We start from the raw sequence: 15,981 nt of genomic DNA on the forward strand, positions 1-15,981 counted from the left end.
GCGTGACAGGCGAAGGCGGCGGCACCCGGCCTGACCGCAGGAAGAATCCGCAATGGAGACCTTCACCGAGAACCGATGCTGCGCGCTCCTGACCGACCCCGGCGCCTAATATGTACTGATCAGTACAGGGGTAGCGATTGGAGCAGCGGGTGAGTGGCAGCGACGACAAATGGGAACAGATTCTTCGGGTGGCCGCGCGGCTGTTCGCGCAGCGCGGCTACCACGGAACGGGGATGACCGAGCTGGGTGACGCGGCCGGACTGCAGCGCGGCGCGCTCTACTACTACATCCGAAGCAAGGAGAACCTGCTGTACGAGATCTCCTCGCGGCACGTGGCGGAAATGGTGGACTTCGGCGAGCGACTGGCCAAGGAAGAACGGCCCGCCACCGACAAACTGCTCCGCTTGAGCGAGCGGCTCATTCGCACCATTCACGACGACCTGGACGAGGTCACGGTCTTCTTCCGTGAGATCGGCGCGCTCACCGGGGAACGCCGACAGCGGGTTTTCGAACTTCGGGACCGGTTCGAGGAAGTCTGGATGAGTATTCTGCAGCAGGGCGTCTCCGAGGGGACGTTCCGCCGCGCCGACCCGCTTCTGATAAAGGCCGTCCTCGGCATGCACAACTATTCGTACCTGTGGTTGCGGCCGGACGGCAAGATGCAACCCGAGGAAGTGGCGCGGTATTTCTGTGAGCTGTTGTTCCGGGGAATACTGACTGAAACCGGCGATGCGGAATATCGTTCGTTCACCGCGAACAGCTGAGAATCCCGCGCCCCGGGAGCGGCGGCCCGCCGCAACGATGTGAAGGAGATGTTTTCTGTTGGCCAGCGCAGGCAACGCAACCGACTACCGAACGATTCGCGATCGGGTCTTCGCCGCGATCTGGGACGAGCTGGACCCCTTGGCGGAGCAGATCGAGAACGAGGAGCACATTCCGCGCGAAAAGGTCTGGCCGATTCTGCGCGACTGCGGGGCGCTCGGTCTGCTGGTTCCGCCCGAATACGGCGGACACGGCCTCACGATCGGGCAGTACCTGCCGATCATCGCCGAATTCGCCAAGGTCCAGGGTGGCATTCGCGCGCTCGTGCACGTGCACAATTCGTTCGCACACGCGCTTTCCGAGATCGGTGGCCCGGCGCAGAAGGACGCGGTGCTCTCGGGCGCCGCGACCGGTGAGCGCTCGCTGGCGTTCGCGCTGACCGAGCCCGAGCACGGCACCGGCGCCGATCTGGGCACCACCGCGCGGCGGGAGGGGGCGCACTACGTCGTCAACGGCACGAAATGGCTCATCACCAACTCGGACTTCGCGTCGCACTTCATGGTGATGGCCAAGACCTCCGCGACCGAGGTGTCCGCGTTGCTGGTGGAGCGCGACACCCCGGGATTCCGGATCGAGCCGCTGCCGGAAACCATGGGCTGCAAGGGCGGTGAGCACGGGCGGCTGACCTTCACCGACGTGCGGGTACCCGTCTCCGCGCTGATCGGCGGCGAAGGCCAAGGACAGGAGCACCTCGAGCGGGCGCTGGAGATCTCCCGGGTGCTGGTGGCGGCGAGCTCGCTCGGCACGGCGGAACGGGCACTGGAACTGTCGGTACAGCGCGCCAACGAGCGAGTCACCTTCGGCAAGCCGATCGCGCAGCGCCAGGCGGTGCAGCGCTACGTGGCCGAGATGGCGATGGACATCTACGCACTGCGCGGCATGCTGGCCGACGCGGCCGCGAAATGGGATGCCGGCCGACGCATTCCCGCCGAGGCGTCGATGTGCAAGCAGTTCGGCCTCGAAGCCGTCGGCCGGGTGACCGACCGGGCGCTGCTCGTGCACGGCGGCATCGGCTACACCAGGCAGTTCCCGATCGAGCGGCTCTACCGGGACGCCCGGCTGAACTGGCTGGAGGAAGGCAGCCCCACGATCCAGTACATGGTGGCGGCCAGGGAGATCCTCGCCGGCTACCGGTTCGACGACGCGTTCGGAGGCCCCGTCGATGCGTGACGCGGTCATCGTCGACGTGGTTCGCACGCCGAGCGGCAAGGGCAAGCCGGGCGGGGCGCTGTCCCAGCTGCATCCTGTGGACCTGCTCGCCGCGACCTTGCGAGAGTTGCTGGCGCGCAACGAAATCGATCCGGCGCTGGTGGAGGACGTGATCGGTGGTTGCGTCACCCAGGCAGGTGCGCAGGCCGCGAACATCACGCGCAGCGCCGTACTGGCGGCCGGTTTCCCGGTGTCCGTGCCGGCCACGACCGTGGACCGCCAGTGCGGTTCCAGCCAGCAGGCGCTGCACTTCGCGGCGCACGCGGTGCTCGCCGGCGCCGCCGATGTGCTCATCGCCTGCGGCGTGGAGTCGATGAGCCTGGCTCCACTCTGGTCGAACGTCGGCGACGCCGACCCCTACGGCACCGGTGTCGCCGACCGGTTCCCCGGCGGGTTGATCCAGCAGGGGACGGCCGCCGAACTGGTCGCCGCGCGATGGAAACTGAGCCGCGAGGAGCTGGACGAATACGCTTGCGCGTCACATCAGCGGGCCGCGGCGGCGACCGCCGACGGTGTGTTCGCCGCGGACCTGGTGGCGGTGCCGGACTGCCCGCTGACCCAGGACGAGACGATCCGGCCGGGTACCACGGTCGAGCAGCTGTCCCGGCTGAAGCCCTCGTTCGCCGACGAGCGGATGGCACAGCGTTTCCCGGAAATCGACTGGCGGGTGACCGCGGGCAATTCCTCGCCGCTGACCGACGGCGCCTCCGCCGCGCTGGTGATGAGCGCGGACGCGGCGGCGCGGCTGGGATTGCGCCCGCGGGCCCGGGTCCACACGACGGCTGTCGCCGGAGACGACCCGGTGCTGATGCTGATGGGCGTGCTCCCCGCGACCCAGAAGGTCCTCGGCCGAGCCGGCCTCAGCGTACGGGACATCGACGCGTTCGAGGTCAACGAAGCGTTCGCCTGCGTACCGCTGGCCTGGCGACGTGAGTTCGAGGTGCCCGAAGACAAGCTGAACAGGCACGGCGGGGCGATCGCCCTCGGCCATCCGCTCGGTGCGTCCGGTGTCCGCATCGCCTCCACCCTGATCGAGACGCTGGAACGTCTCGACGCCCGGTTCGGCCTGCAGACCATGTGCGAAGCCGGCGGGATGGCCAACGCCACGATCATCGAGCGACTGTGAGGAGCGTTATGGCGGGGCCGCTTGCCGACGTGACCGTGCTGGAGATCGCCGGAATCGGGCCGGGGCCCTTCTGCGGCATGATGCTGGCCGACATGGGCGCCCGGGTGATCCGGGTGGACCGCGCGGACGCGGTCACCGACCCGCCCGACCCGCGGGCCCGTCACGAGATCCTCAACCGGGGCAGGCAGTCCATCGCGGTGGACCTCAAGCACCCGGAAGGCGTGGCCACCGTGCTGCGCCTGGCTGAGACCGCCGACGCGATGTTCGAGGGGTTCCGGCCCGGGGTCGCGGAACGGCTCGGGATCGGGCCGAAGGACTGCCACGCCCGCAATCCCGCGCTGGTCTACGGCCGGATGACCGGCTGGGGCCAGGACGGTCCCTATGCCCAGCAGGCCGGGCACGACATCACCTACCTGGCCGTGGCCGGCGCGCTGCACCCGATCGGCCGCGACAGCGGCGGGCCGGTACCGCCACTGAACGTGGTGGGCGACTTCGGCGGCGGCGGGATGCTGCTGGCGTTCGGCATCGCCTGCGCGCTGCTGGAGGCCAGGACCAGCGGGAAGGGCCAGGTGATCGACGCCGCGATCGTGGACGGCGCCGCCGTGCTCACCGCGATGATGCACGGCATGCTCGCCGACGGACGCTGGTCCACCCGGCGCGGCGAGAACCTGCTGGACTCCGGTTGCCCCTACTACGACGTCTACCGCTGTGCGGACGGCGAGTACGTGGCGGTCGGTGCGCTGGAGGACAAGTTCTTCGCCGAACTGGTCGACGGGCTCGGCGTGGCCGATGACCCCGTTTTCGGCCCCGGGCGGACGGACCCTTCGCGGTGGGCGGCGATCCGGCGGCGGCTCACCGAGATCTTCGCCGGTGCCACCAGGCAGGAGTGGGCGGCTCGGTTCGGCTCGGGGGACGCGTGCGTGGCGCCGGTGCTGTCGCTGACCGAGGCGAGCGGCGACGTGCACAACCAGCGGCGGGTGGTGTTCGACGAGACCGCCGGGTTCGTGCAGCCGAACCCGGCACCGCGGTTCGATCGCACCCCGGCCGGGCAGGTGGGGGTGGCCCCGTATCCGGGCGAGCACACCACGGCGGTACTCGCCGCCGCCGGGTATGCCGACGCCGACATCGAGCGGCTGGAACGCCTCGGTGCGGTCCGCGGCGGGGGTGCCCGGCGATGACCGAGCGGCGGGTGGCGATCGTGACCGGCGCCGGTTCCGGCATCGGTGCGGCGACCGCGCGACGCCTGCGCGCGCGTGGGGTGCGGCTGGTACTGGTGGACCGGGAAGCCGGCCCGGTCCGGCGGCTGGCCGGCCGGCTCGACGCCGTCGCCGTGCTCGGCGACGTCACGGACCCGGAGGTCAACGAGCGCGCGGTGCGGGCCGCGACCCAGCACTACGGCCGGCTGGACCTCCTGCACGCCAATGCCGGGCGGATGACCGGCCCGGGACCGGACACGATCGACATCACGGCCATGACCCTCGACGCCTACTCCGCGACGGTCGGCGTGAACCTGGACGCGGTGGTGCACGGCATCCGGGCGGCGTTGCCCGCACTGCGCGCGGGGCAGGGGGCGGCGATCGTGGTCACCGCCTCGCTCGCCGGGCTGACGCCGTACCCGCCGGACCCGGTCTACACCATGACCAAACACGCGGTCGTCGGCCTGGTGCGCTCGCTGGCCGGACCACTGGCGGACAGCGGGGTGGTGGTTTCCGCGGTGTGTCCCGGTTTCGTCGACACCCCGCTGATCGCCGGAATGCGTGCCGCCTTCTTCGCGGACGGCTTCCCGCTGATCAGCGCGGACGATGCCGCGGCCGCCGTCGAGCATGCCTGGTCCGCCGCCGAACCCGGGGCGCTGTGGGTGGTGCAGCCGGGCAGAGAACCGATCGCTTATCGCCCGGCCGGCGTACCCGGTCCGCGCGCGGTGACCGCAACGAGAGAAAGCAGGTGAAGTGATGCCGCAGACCGAGGAGACCTTCAGGTCCTTCTGGGAACGCCGGGTCGACGCGACCCCGTCCGCGGACTTTCTCGTGTACGAGGGAACGCGGCAGACCTACGCGGAATTCGACCACTCGCTGAACTCGCTGGCTCACGGGTTGCTGGCGGCCGGGGTGCGTCAGGGCAGCCGGCTCGCCTATCACCTGCCCAACGGCCTGGACCTGCTGCGGGTGGAGCTGGCGGCACAGAAGCTGGGCGCGGTCACCGTGCCGATGATCGCCGGGCTGACCTACCCGGAGATGACCTACATCCTGGAGCACGCCGAGCCCTCGCACCTGATTCTGGACGCGGCCGGGCAACGCACCCTCACCGAGGGCGGCGGTATCGGTGCGCGGGCCATCCGGGTCTTCGTCTTCGACGGGGATACGGCCGGCCTGGACACCGGCGAGAACCAGCGCCCGCCGGCACCCGATCTCGATCCCCTGGCGCCGATGTCGATCCGCTACACCTCCGGCAGTACCGGCCGGCCCAAGGGCGTGATTCAGCCGTCCGCCGGTTTCGCCAGCGCCGGTCACGCGATCGCGAACCGGTTGTCGATCAGCGGCGAGGACAACGTCTTCTCCGCGCTGCCGCTGTTCCACACCGCGGCCTCCCACATGATGCTCGCCCCGGCCATCGCCGCGGGCTGTGCGTTCACGCTCGTCCCACAGTTCAGCCGGACCGCGTTCTGGCAGCAGGTCCGGGACTCGGGCGGCACGATCACCCTGCTGATGCCGGCCCAGATCTCGATCCTGATGACCGCCGCCCCCGGACCCGGCGACCGGGACAACCCGCTCCGGCTGATCTTCTCGCATGTGCGGTCCGAGGAGTTCTGCACCAGGTTCGGGGTGGACATCTGCACGACCTGGGCGATGACGGAGACCTCGGGTATGGGCACGCTCACCCCGGCCGGATACGACTCCTACCGGCCCAAGCTCATCGGCCGACCGATGCCGGACGACGCGGAGATCAAGATCGTCGGCCCCGCCGGGGAAGAGCTCCCTCCGGGAGAGCCGGGAGAGCTGTGTTTCCGGCATCCGCACGCGATGATCGAGTACTACCGGGACGAGCGCAACACCGCTTCGACACTGCGCGATGGCTGGGTGCACAGCGGGGACCTGTGTGCCATGGACGAAGCGGGCCAGGCGTATTTCCACGGACGGCTGAAGAACGTCATCAAGCGTGGTGGCGAGAACATCGCCGGGGAGGAGGTCGAGTTCACCATCATGGAACATCCGGCCGTGGAGGAATGCGTGGTCTGTGGTGTCGCGGACGAGATCTACACCGAGGAGGTGTGCGCCACCGTGGTGGTACGCGAAGGCTGCTCGCTGAGCGAGGCGGAGATCGTGCGGTGGTGTGCCCGGCACCTGTCGGACTGGAAGGTGCCCCGCTACCTCCGGCTGGTGCACACCCCATTGCCCAGGCTGGCCAACGGAAAGACCAACCGGGGCGTGGTCACCAGGAAGGCCGTGGCCGATCTGGCCGATGCCTGGGATCGGCGGAACGAGGTGGCCATCGATGCCTGAGCCGGAGTTGTCCGCGTCGTTGATCTTCAGCCGGACGCCGCTCGCCGAGCTGGTCGACCTGGCGCGGCGGTTGGAAGACGCCGGCTACCACCGGGTCTGCTTCGGGGAGGCCTGGCGCGAACCCGTGGTGCCGATGACCGCGACGCTCGCGGCGACGAGCCGGATCGGTGTGGGCTCGGCCATCTCGCAGATCTACCCGGTCAACCCGGTGGTCGTCGCCCAGCAGGCGGCCCAGTTGCAGGAGCTGGGTGCCGGCCGGTTCACCCTCGGCCTGGGGCTGGGCGCGGGATTCGTCGTGGAGCGGTGGTTCGGCGTGCCGTACGAGCGGCCACTGCGGCGGACGAGAGAGTTCATCGAGGTCGTGCGAGGCGTGCTCGGTTCGCCGGAGCACGGGCCGTTCAGCTACGAAGGTGAGATCTTCCGGGTGCGCAAGTACCGGTTGCCCTTCGCCGAGCAGACGGTCGGCGTACCGATCTACCTTGCTGCGATCGGCCCGCGGATGCAGGAACTGGCCGGCGAACTCGCCGACGGGATCATCGTCGGCTCACTGCATTCGCCACGGTTCATGGAGGAGACGAAGAAACGGATCGCCATCGGTGCGGATCGTGCCGACCGCGACCCGAACGAGGTCGCCCTCTGGTACTACCTGACCTGCTGCGTGTCGAACGACTCCGAACGGGCCCGAGCGCTGGCCCGGCGGAGCCTGGTCTATCTCACCCAGTATCCGCATTACCGCCGCGTCTACGCCGAAGAGGGTTTCGGGGCGCTCGCCGAGCGGATCGCCGGGCTCGCCCGGGAGCGGGCGATGGAGCGGGCCGAAGCCGCGATCACCGACGAGATGATCGACCGTTTCTGCATTGCCGGAACGGTGGCGGAATGCCGGGATCAGCTACGCCGCTACGCCGGCTATCCCGGCTCTCCAGTGCTGCACCTGGTGCCCTTCCGGATCGAGGAAGACGAGGTCGTGGAATCCTTCCGGCTGGCAGCACAACTGGCGCAAGCCCCGGCAGGAGCACGGGCCGCTACCTGAATCCGCTGGCGCTCGCGGGCGGCCGTCCCCCAGTGACCATTGCCACCGGAGCGGAAGACGCCGGTGCGGATGGCACACCGGTTGGCGGAGTTCAAGCCGGTCATCGACACGATGCTCCGCGAGGACCTCGACGCACCACACGCAGCGCCAGCCGGCCCGCCGGGTGCTGGCCCGCATGGTCGATGAGCAGGGCGAGCTGTCGTACTCGACGGTGCGGGACCACGTCGCCCGGAGATCGCGATCGATGCCGGCCGGCAGTTCGGCGAGGGATTCGTGCCGCAGACCCACGCGCCGGGCGCCTCGGGCCTGTGCGGTCAGCATCACACTGCCCATGCTCATCAGGGTGGGGTGCTGCAAGGCACCGGCGCAGCGAGGATGGTGCCGATCGGGAGGCTGGTCGTACTGCGCACCGCCGACCGGCGTGACCTGATCAAGGCGATCACCTGCCTGACCTGGCCGGGACTGATCGCGCCCGCGCCGGCTCCGGTGCTCGGCGGGCTCTTGGCAGCCCGCATGGTTCCCGCCCGCCGTACCGCGAACACGTCCACGTTGGACTGGGGCGGCTTCCTGCCCACCGGGGTGAGCCTGGCAGGCGTGGTGATCGGGATGCAGCGCATGGCAGACGCCTCGTTCCGCTGGGCGGAGGCTTTCGGGCGCGCCATCGGCGTGGTCACCGAGCTCGGCCCGGTGCTCGCCCGCCTGCGCGCGCTGCCCGACGACGAGCTCCAGGCCGTGCTCGAGCGCCTCTGCGTGCGGGTGCTGACCACCGACGTGTAGGACGTGTCCACCCGCGGCGTGACGTCAGAGGGCGCTTCGGTCACGGGCGTGATCGGCGCCGTCCGATCGGGCCTTCTCGGCGATGGCCTGGAGGGCGGAGATGTGCTCGGCCAGGGTGTCGCGGCCGGTTTCGGTGAGGTTGAGCCAGGTGCGCGGCCGCTTGCCGACGTAGCCCTTGCGGACTTCGACGTAGTCGTTCTTGGACAGTGTGGTGACCTGTTTGGACAGCGCGGAATCCGACAGCTTCACCGAGTCCCGGACGAACCCGAACTCGGCCCATTCCGCGGCGGCGAGCAGCGAGACGATGGCCAGCCTCGTGGGGTCCAGCAGGAGCTGGTCGAGCTCGGCCACCATCAGTCCTTGTCTTGCCGGCGCAGTAGCCACAGCTGGAACCTGGGGCCCAGGAACATGATATAGAGCCCGGCCAGCGCGCCGTAGTAGATCTCACCGTGCGGCACGTGGAACAGCGTGATGACCGAGGCCACGGCGATCCCGATGGCGAGAATGGGCGCGATGCGCAGCAGGCGCCATTTCAGGGTGACGGACAGGCTCCGGCTCGACACCACGACCGACCGGCCGAGCAGGGTGCCGCCCACCCGGGTGCGCAGGCCGAGCGCCAGCACGAGACAGCAGACCACCGCGGGCCAGCCCAGCCAGGCCTGTCGCGGGAACAGGTCGGTGGCCGCGCAGTAGAGGAAGACGATCAGGCCGCTGATGATCCACATCCACCGGGACCCCATGGCGGAGTTGATCACCTGTTCCTTGCCCTTGTGGACCGCCCGCAGCGCCGCCGCCGCCTCTTCCGGCGTTGGTTCGTTCACCGTTGCCGCTCCCTCGTCTGTTCCGCGCGCTTGTTGACGGTGCGCAGGATCAGCCACTGATCGAACCACGCGCCCGTCGTGGTCAGCACCAGCAGCGCCAAGCCCATGATCAGGTGCGCGTAGGTGTGCAGCGGCGCCGCGGTATCCGTCACCCGGGTCAGGACCAGTTGGAGGAGCAGGCGAACGCCGAACAGCAGCACGACCAGCAGCCGGGCCCGAGGTGAGCGCCACACCGAGCGGAGGTACTGGCGGCGGCGCGAAAGCAACGCGAACCAGAGCGTGAGGTGCACCGCGATGAGGACCAGTGGCAGGGCCGCGACCAGTGGATGGTTCGCCCGGAACTGCTCACTGACGTCGAAACTCGCCACGAGCAAACCGGCCAGGACGAAATACCACGCCGGCAGGCCCTTGACCTGCTGACGGGCCGGGTGCTGCGCCGGTCCTCGTTCCGTGGCCACCATCATTCGTCCTCCACCGGGAAAATACTTGCCTGAGGAGAAACATAGCAATCTCTTTCCCATCAGGCAAGTACTTGCCTGATGGTGACAAGCGGTCACGGTTTCGCCGGCGTCACCACCACCCACACCTTCGTCCAATCCGCAACCTCAAAGGCACCCCCATCACCGAAGAAGCCAACTCCGTCACCGGGGTGCGCTACAACCTCATCACCGACTACCAAGGCAGGGTCATGGCCATCCTCGACACCAGCGGCGACCTCGCCGCCAGCTGCACCTACGCCCCCTACGCGCCGTCATCACCACCGGCACCCACGCCGGCGACAACTACCTACGCTGGCTCGGCACCTACCAACCCCGCGGCGGCGTCAGCCTCACCGGCTACCGCGACTACAACCCCATCAACCACAGTGATCCGAGAGGAGACAGGCATATCTTGAAAGGAATCGGCGATCTGATCGTCGCCACCGGATCCGCCATCGTCTGCGGCGCTGGGGCTGTCACCTGCCCAGAGACGCTAGTAACGTGTGGCGCCCCGGTCGTAGCGTGCGGCGCAGGAATCACCGCCACAGACGACGCAGGTGAACAATTCAAGTGACTAATAGGAATAGACAAGCACTCGCCATAACGGCCGTGATCATCATAGTATATGCGGCACTTTTCTGGCTCAGCCTCTCCAATCATGACTCAGCTCAAACAATCGAACTTGTTGGGCTTATCATCATCGGGGCGGGTCTGATCGCCATGGGAATTTGGCGTCTGAGAGCGCGACGTTGACTCGGCTATGCTGAACAACGAGCCCGGATGAGAGCTTGGAGACCGGCGGGCCCGGGCTTACCCCAGCCCCGAAGCCGTCCAGCTCCTCGTCCTGTCGTGCCGGAGTCCGAACCGGAACAGCCGGGCCGCCGTGAGCAGACACCCGAAATACCTGCGCCATCCCGCACCCCGAGCAGAGGGCTCGCACGAACCACCATCGCTGCCGGCTCCGGACCGGGTCCGGAGCCGGCAGCTCGTCGTCGTCAGGCTTGGCGATCGGCCGCCAGCGCTGAGGGGTGCGGGGCCAAGGGTGTGACGGTGATGTGCATGTACTTGAACAGAGGTAGGTTCCACAGCAGGTCGTGCAGTTCGGCGTTGTCCGAGACGTCGAACACGCTGAGGTTCGAGTACTCGCCGACGACCCGCCACAGGTGGGGCCACTTCCCGGCCCGCTGAAGCTTCTGGCTGTATTCCTTCTCGGTGGTCACGAGCTCCTCCCGGACCTGGGGATCGAGGTCCGGTGGCAGCTCGACGGTCATCTGCACAGCGAACAGCACGGCGGGCCTCAGGCCGGGTCGAGCACGAAGTCGTAGCGGACCTGCTCGCCGCTGCCGTCGTCCGTCGGCGTGGGTGCCAGGATCAGGTCGTCCTTCACCGCCGTGGCGATGTCGTCCGCGACGTGCTCGCCGCCGTCGAAGTACAGCTGGGTCGTGATCAGCTGGTAGCCCGGTGACGAGACCTTGATGTGCAGGTGCGCGGGCCGCCAGGCGTGCCAGCCTGCGGCGGCGATGAGTGCGCCGGTCGCGCCGTCGGTCGGGATCTGGTAGGGCGCCGGGTGAATCGTGGTGATCGAGAAATTCCCCTCGGCGTCCGTGGTGGCGCGGCCGCGGAGGTTCCACTCGGGGATGCCGGGCGCGAACTGCGAGTAGAGGCCGTCGTCATCGGCCTGCCAGAAGTCCACCACCGAGCCCGCGAGCGGTTCTCCGGTCACCGCGCGGACCTGGCCGAAGAAGCGCAGCGGCCGGCCCGCCTCACCGTCGCGCATCGGCAGGGTGCCTTCCGAACCGAGCTCGGGGGCACCCTCGACGTAGTACGGGCCCTCGATGCTCCCGACGGTGCCCTGCCGGGTCGCGTTCGCGACCTTCTCCACCTCGTGCTCAAGGAACACGTCCAGGAACAGCGGCCATTCGCCGTCTTCGCCGACCCGGATCAACCAGGCTTTGAAGGCGTTGTACTCGTCGTAGGTGACCTGGTGCTTGCGGACCACCTCGTGCAAAGCGGCCAGCGCGTCGGAGGCGATGGCATTCACCCGGGCGGCGCCCGTGGTCGCCGCGGCCTTCGCGCGTTCTTGGAACCGCTCCGTGGCCGACGCGCCCGAAGTGGCGGCGGTGGGCGAAACGACGTCTGTCATGACAACACCTCTCTGTGCGGTGGAAATCAGTCCTGGCGGTAGTGTGCGAGCTTGTCCTCGTCGAGGCGGAGGCCGAGGCCGGGACCTTGCGGCACGCGCAGCTCGCCGCGCTCGATCCGCAACGGCTCGGCGAGCAGGTCGTCGGTCATGTCGAGGAAGTTGGACAGTTCGCCGGCCCGGCGCGAGGTGAGCTCGAATGCCGACCCGAACACGGCGGCGCACAGCGAGCCGATCTGGCCGTCGATCTGGTTGCCGATCACGACTTCGACGCCGAGCCCGGAACACTGGCTGAGCACCCGCTGCGAGTAGGTGAACCCGGTGCGGGCGGTCTTGATGCTGACGCCGTGGGCCGCGCCCGCGAGCAGTTCGCGCGTGACCTCTCCCTGCTTGGTGGCGCTCTCGTCGGCATACAGCGGGATCCGGCTCTGGGCGGCGAGCCACCGGCGGCCCAGTACGTCGTCGGCGGGGCAGAGCTCCTCGGCGAAGAGCAGCCCGACGTCCTCGAGCGCCCGCAATGCGGCCGCGGATTCCGAGGCAGTCCAGCCGCGGTTGCCGTCGATGTAGAGCTCCACGTCGTCCCCGAGCGCCGCGCGCAGGGCCCGGCAGACGTCGACGTCGAGCTGGATCGGCCGACGTCCCACCTTGACCTTGAAGGTGGTGATGCCGTAGCGATCCCGTACGCGTTCCGCTTCCTCGACCATTTCGCCCGGCTGCGCGAAGCCGACCATGTGGCTCACGCGCATCCGGTCGGTGTACCCACCCAGCAGCTCGGTGACCGACACCCCGAGGCTCTGTCCGATGAGATCCCACAACGCCATGTCGATCGCGCTCTTCGCGGCGGGGTTGCCCACGGTGCGGTCGAGCTTCGCGTGCACCGCCTCCCGTGCCAGTGGGGACATCCCGAGCAGCTGGGGCGCGAAGATCGAGTCGATGACGCCCTTGACCGACGCCTGGGTCTCGCCGTAGGTGAACGGGCGAGGCGGAGCTTCCGCGGTACCGATCAGGCCCGTATCGGTGTGCACCCGCACGAGGACGTGCGCGGCTACCTCAACCTCACCACTCGCGAACCTCAGCGGCTTGCGATACGGGATGGCGAACGGGGTCGTCTCGATTTTGGTGATCTTCACGGGTGTCTCGCGATCCTTTCACGTGACCGATCAGCGCCGGATCAACGGGCTGCGCACCACGTGGGCGCCCGCGGCCCGGTCGGCCGAGTCGAAGAAGTCCTCGCGGTAAATGTCCCGGGGGAACAACCGGGCCTTCATCAGTGCCTTCATCGTGTCGGCGACCATGTCGGGGCTACCGCAGATGTAGGCGACATGACCGCCGGCACGGGGGTAGTCCTCCGCCAGCAGCGCCGGAACCCGCCCAGACCTCCCGTTCCAATCGTCGCGCGAGAGCGCCGGGCGGTAGGTGAACCAGTCGCTGCGGGCCTCCAGGTCCTCGAAGAACTCCCGGTCGTAGAGGCCGGCCTCGGTGGGGACCCCGTGGTAGAGAGTGACGTGGTGGCCGCCGCCGTTCTCGTCGATGTGCCGGACCATCGACTTCAACGGCGCCAGCCCCGTGCCCGAGCCCAGCAACAGAATCGGCTGTGTCCGAAGTGGACGGAACGAGAACCGGCCATAAGGACCGGACAATGTGATTTCGTGGCCCACGTCCAGGGTTGAGAACACCCAGCCGTCAGTGGCCACGCCGTTGTCCGACCGCTTCAGGTGCAACTCGATCACCTTGCCGTTCGAGGGGGTGCTGGCGATCGAATACGGCCGCTGGTGCCCGCCGGGCACATCCAGCAGGACGTACTGCCCGGGGTTGAACATCATGGGACGGTCGAGCGCGAGCACCAGGCGCCGCACGTCGGGCGCGACCTCGTCGAGGCTGTCGACCCGGCCGCGGAAGTCGCGGACCGGGTGGACACCGACGCCTTCGTCCACGTCGACTTCGCCCTCGACCACGAGGTCGCTGCGCGGCTGGGCCACGCAGATCAGTGCAGCACCGTCGTCACGCTCGCTTTCCAGCAACGCGTAGGGCGATGCATCGCCGAGATCGACTTCGCCGTCGAGGATCTGGGCCTTGCAGGTGCCACACGTCCCGTGGGTGCAGGCGTGTGGCAACCAGACGCCCTCGCGCAGGCAGGCGTCGAGCACTGTCTGGTCCTCCCGGCACGGGATTTCGGCGCCGATCGGTTCCACCCGAATGGTGTGGGTCACCATGTTCTGCCTCCAGTCAAGCGGTGAACTGCAGCAGCGCCTTGTGGCCGATGCCGAGCTCGGTGAGCGGCGCGTCGCCGGGGGCGCCGAGGGGCTGCCCGTTCACCCGCCAGTCGCCCACGGACGCCGGGTCGAAGTCGGGGTCGGAGCCGGCCCACGGACCGACGACGGTCTCCACGAATTCGGCGAAAGCCATCGCCTTCGGCACTCGGAAGCACGCGGCCGAGCAGAAGACCGGGTTGCCTTCCCAGTGCACGTAGACGAGTTGGTCGTCGCCGAAGAGCTCGGCCCGGTCCGCGGAAGGGAAGTCGTAGCTGTAGAGCGCTTTCACTGCCATGTCAGACTCCCTGTTCCCCGTCGCCGCTGTGCCAGTCGACCCACGACTGCTGGTCGGGCGAGCCCTTGTACTCGCCGTTGTCGCCGTCCTGGATCCCGTACCACTCCAGGACTTCGGGCACCGACGGGCCACCGCAGTTGCCCTGGTAGATCTGGTGCACCGGCAACCAAGCCTGCACGAACTTCTCCGGTTCGCGCTCGAAGATCCACTGGCAGCCGTCACTGCAGGTGTGGAACGTCTCCCCCCGGAACTCGCTGGTGCGGAAAGAGGTCTTGGCCGGGTCGTCCTTTTCGGTGAACACCATCGGGATCTGGCAGATCTGGCACAGCTGCGGCAGGCCCTGGAAGAACACCCGGCCACCGCCGGCCTCAATCCGGTGGTGCTTCTCCCAGACCGGCCGGTAGTACTGGTCGAAGGTCGCCGGGTACTGCTCGGACAGCCAGCGCATGTGGGACTCGCTCGGCGCCTGGGTGGTGAAGGCCGCGGCGAAGGAGAAGTTGTGGAGGATCTTGTAGACCTCGTGCGACAGCTTGTCCTTCTCGGCGATGGCGTCCTGGACGTGCTTGGGCGGGCGGATGCCGTAGAACTCCAGGTCCGGGAAGAGCCCGCCCAGCATCTGGTCCTCGAAGTACAGCTCGAACGCCTCTTTCCAGCTCATCACCGGCTTCGGCAGCATGTAATCCATCATGCCGGCGACGAGCGCGGACATCCGGTACGCACGCCAGAACCACTTGTCGATCCATTCCTGGATGATCGGCACGTTGCCCTCGTCCTGCTCCAGCAGGAACTTGATCGCCTCCAGGCCGAGCGTCATATGGCGGCTCTCGTCCGACTGGGCGGAGAAGCCGAACGACATCGTCGGCATGTCCCCGTTGAAGCTGGCACCGCTCATGAACGGCACGAAGAGCAGGTTCGTCAGCAGGTACTCGAAGCTGAACGAGATCGAGATGAGGAACTCGAACGGGCCGGCGGTCATCGCGTCGTCGAACAGCGACTTCGGCACCGACAGGTACCAGACCCGGTCGTGCATCTTGGACCAGCTGTGGAAACCGCCGTAGTACTTGTTGTAGTTGCTGATCGTGTGGATCTGCGTCTGGCAATGCCGCAGCTCGTCCACGCTCTGGCACAGTGCGGCGAACCGCGGCGCAGGTCCTTCGAGGAACCGCGCGAGGTAGGCGAAGTGCCGGTGCGCGGCGTACTCCAGCGGTGTCACGCCCTGGATGAACAGCTTGATGGCGTTGAGGTAGCTGGCGTCGGCGAGGCCGAGGTGGCCCTGGCTCTGGGCGAAACCGTCCAGCACGGCGTAGAGCCGCTTGTCCTTTTCGGCCTGGTACTTGTAATACGCGTCCACGGTGAGCCGGAAGGGGTCCTCCCAGCCGTCCCAGTCGTGGATCTTGACGCCCTCGTAACTGGTGTAAGGAAAGAGCTGCTCCTTCGTAACGTAGCTCGGCTCCCAGTCCAGATCACGGGTGAGCAGCGAGTAGCGCTCCTTGAGCGGCAGCTTGCGGCGCGGTGCGGTCTGCGTCATTG

17 protein-coding genes and 1 pseudogene are annotated in these 15,981 nt (G+C 68.1%); 9 read left to right on the top strand and 9 right to left on the bottom strand.

The genetic code is table 11. The annotated features are described in order from the left end of the window. The first annotated feature begins 149 nt into the window (after window positions 1–149). The 9 genes and pseudogenes from LWP59_RS26035 to LWP59_RS26070 all read left to right on the top strand — a co-directional run bounded on the left by LWP59_RS26035 (window position 150) and on the right by LWP59_RS26070 (window position 8,464). The gene (locus tag LWP59_RS26035; protein WP_144638133.1) at window positions 150–764 is read left to right on the top strand and encodes a TetR/AcrR family transcriptional regulator; all 615 of its coding nucleotides are present in this window, start codon (window positions 150–152) and stop codon (window positions 762–764) included. A 58-nt stretch (window positions 765–822) separates the two neighbouring features. Further along, window positions 823–1,992, top strand: coding sequence for an acyl-CoA dehydrogenase family protein (locus tag LWP59_RS26040; RefSeq protein ID WP_144638135.1), 1,170 nt, complete (start codon window positions 823–825; stop codon window positions 1,990–1,992). After that, entirely contained in the window at window positions 1,985–3,157 is a 1,173-nt protein-coding gene (locus LWP59_RS26045; protein ID WP_144638137.1) for a thiolase family protein, read from the top strand. Before LWP59_RS26040 ends, LWP59_RS26045 begins: the two co-directional genes overlap by 8 nt. A gap of 8 nt (window positions 3,158–3,165) precedes the next feature. Beyond that, a complete protein-coding gene (locus LWP59_RS26050; RefSeq protein ID WP_144638139.1) occupies window positions 3,166–4,335 on the top strand; it encodes a CaiB/BaiF CoA transferase family protein in 1,170 nt (389 codons plus the stop codon). Continuing rightward, window positions 4,332–5,105: an SDR family oxidoreductase gene (locus LWP59_RS26055; protein ID WP_144638141.1), complete on the top strand. Its 774-nt coding sequence runs from the start codon at window positions 4,332–4,334 to the stop codon at window positions 5,103–5,105. Before LWP59_RS26050 ends, LWP59_RS26055 begins: the two co-directional genes overlap by 4 nt. Window positions 5,106–5,109: 4 nt before the next feature. Next, complete coding sequence (locus tag LWP59_RS26060) at window positions 5,110–6,657, top strand: class I adenylate-forming enzyme family protein (protein WP_144638143.1); 1,548 nt, start codon at window positions 5,110–5,112, stop codon at window positions 6,655–6,657. Further along, window positions 6,650–7,687 (top strand): LLM class flavin-dependent oxidoreductase, encoded by a 1,038-nt coding sequence (locus tag LWP59_RS26065; RefSeq protein WP_144638145.1) that lies wholly within the window; start codon window positions 6,650–6,652, stop codon window positions 7,685–7,687. The genes LWP59_RS26060 and LWP59_RS26065 overlap by 8 nt, the downstream gene beginning before the upstream one ends. Window positions 7,688–7,729: 42 nt before the next feature. After that, a pseudogene (locus LWP59_RS41175) lies at window positions 7,730–7,987 on the top strand (IS21 family transposase); the annotation flags it as partial. A gap of 75 nt (window positions 7,988–8,062) precedes the next feature. Continuing rightward, on the top strand, window positions 8,063–8,464 hold the full coding sequence (locus tag LWP59_RS26070) for a hypothetical protein (protein WP_144638147.1): 402 nt from the start codon (window positions 8,063–8,065) through the stop codon (window positions 8,462–8,464). Between the two features lie 24 nt (window positions 8,465–8,488). Here LWP59_RS26070 and LWP59_RS26075 read toward each other — a convergent pair whose 3' ends face one another. From LWP59_RS26075 to LWP59_RS26115, 9 genes are all read right to left on the bottom strand, one after another. Then, window positions 8,489–8,818 carry a winged helix-turn-helix domain-containing protein gene (locus LWP59_RS26075; protein WP_144638149.1) on the bottom strand — a complete coding sequence of 110 codons (330 nt, stop codon included), beginning with the start codon at window positions 8,816–8,818 and terminating at the stop codon, window positions 8,489–8,491. Further along, entirely contained in the window at window positions 8,818–9,285 is a 468-nt protein-coding gene (locus LWP59_RS26080) for a hypothetical protein (protein WP_144638151.1), read from the bottom strand. Before LWP59_RS26080 ends, LWP59_RS26075 begins: the two co-directional genes overlap by 1 nt. Continuing rightward, on the bottom strand, window positions 9,282–9,749 hold the full coding sequence (locus LWP59_RS26085) for a hypothetical protein (protein WP_229858216.1): 468 nt from the start codon (window positions 9,747–9,749) through the stop codon (window positions 9,282–9,284). The genes LWP59_RS26080 and LWP59_RS26085 overlap by 4 nt, the downstream gene beginning before the upstream one ends. Window positions 9,750–10,759: 1,010 nt before the next feature. After that, entirely contained in the window at window positions 10,760–11,053 is a 294-nt protein-coding gene (gene catC / locus LWP59_RS26090; RefSeq protein ID WP_144638153.1) for a muconolactone Delta-isomerase, read from the bottom strand. Window positions 11,054–11,061: 8 nt separating this feature from the next. After that, window positions 11,062–11,907: a catechol 1,2-dioxygenase gene (catA, locus tag LWP59_RS26095; RefSeq protein ID WP_144638155.1), complete on the bottom strand. Its 846-nt coding sequence runs from the start codon at window positions 11,905–11,907 to the stop codon at window positions 11,062–11,064. 26 nt (window positions 11,908–11,933) lie between these two features. Beyond that, window positions 11,934–13,034 carry a mandelate racemase/muconate lactonizing enzyme family protein gene (locus LWP59_RS26100; protein WP_144638157.1) on the bottom strand — a complete coding sequence of 367 codons (1,101 nt, stop codon included), beginning with the start codon at window positions 13,032–13,034 and terminating at the stop codon, window positions 11,934–11,936. 30 nt (window positions 13,035–13,064) lie between these two features. Next, window positions 13,065–14,117, bottom strand: a complete 1,053-nt coding sequence (locus LWP59_RS26105) for a 2Fe-2S iron-sulfur cluster-binding protein (RefSeq protein WP_144638159.1) — start codon at window positions 14,115–14,117, stop codon at window positions 13,065–13,067. A 13-nt stretch (window positions 14,118–14,130) separates the two neighbouring features. After that, window positions 14,131–14,451, bottom strand: a complete 321-nt coding sequence (locus LWP59_RS26110; RefSeq protein ID WP_144638161.1) for a phenol hydroxylase subunit P4 — start codon at window positions 14,449–14,451, stop codon at window positions 14,131–14,133. A gap of 1 nt (window position 14,452) precedes the next feature. After that, window positions 14,453–15,979 carry a YHS domain-containing protein gene (locus LWP59_RS26115; protein WP_144638163.1) on the bottom strand — a complete coding sequence of 509 codons (1,527 nt, stop codon included), beginning with the start codon at window positions 15,977–15,979 and terminating at the stop codon, window positions 14,453–14,455. Window positions 15,980–15,981 lie beyond the last annotated feature (2 nt).

The sequence above is a fragment of the Amycolatopsis acidiphila genome (assembly GCF_021391495.1).
Classification (GTDB): Bacteria; Actinomycetota; Actinomycetes; order Mycobacteriales; family Pseudonocardiaceae; genus Amycolatopsis_E; species Amycolatopsis_E acidiphila.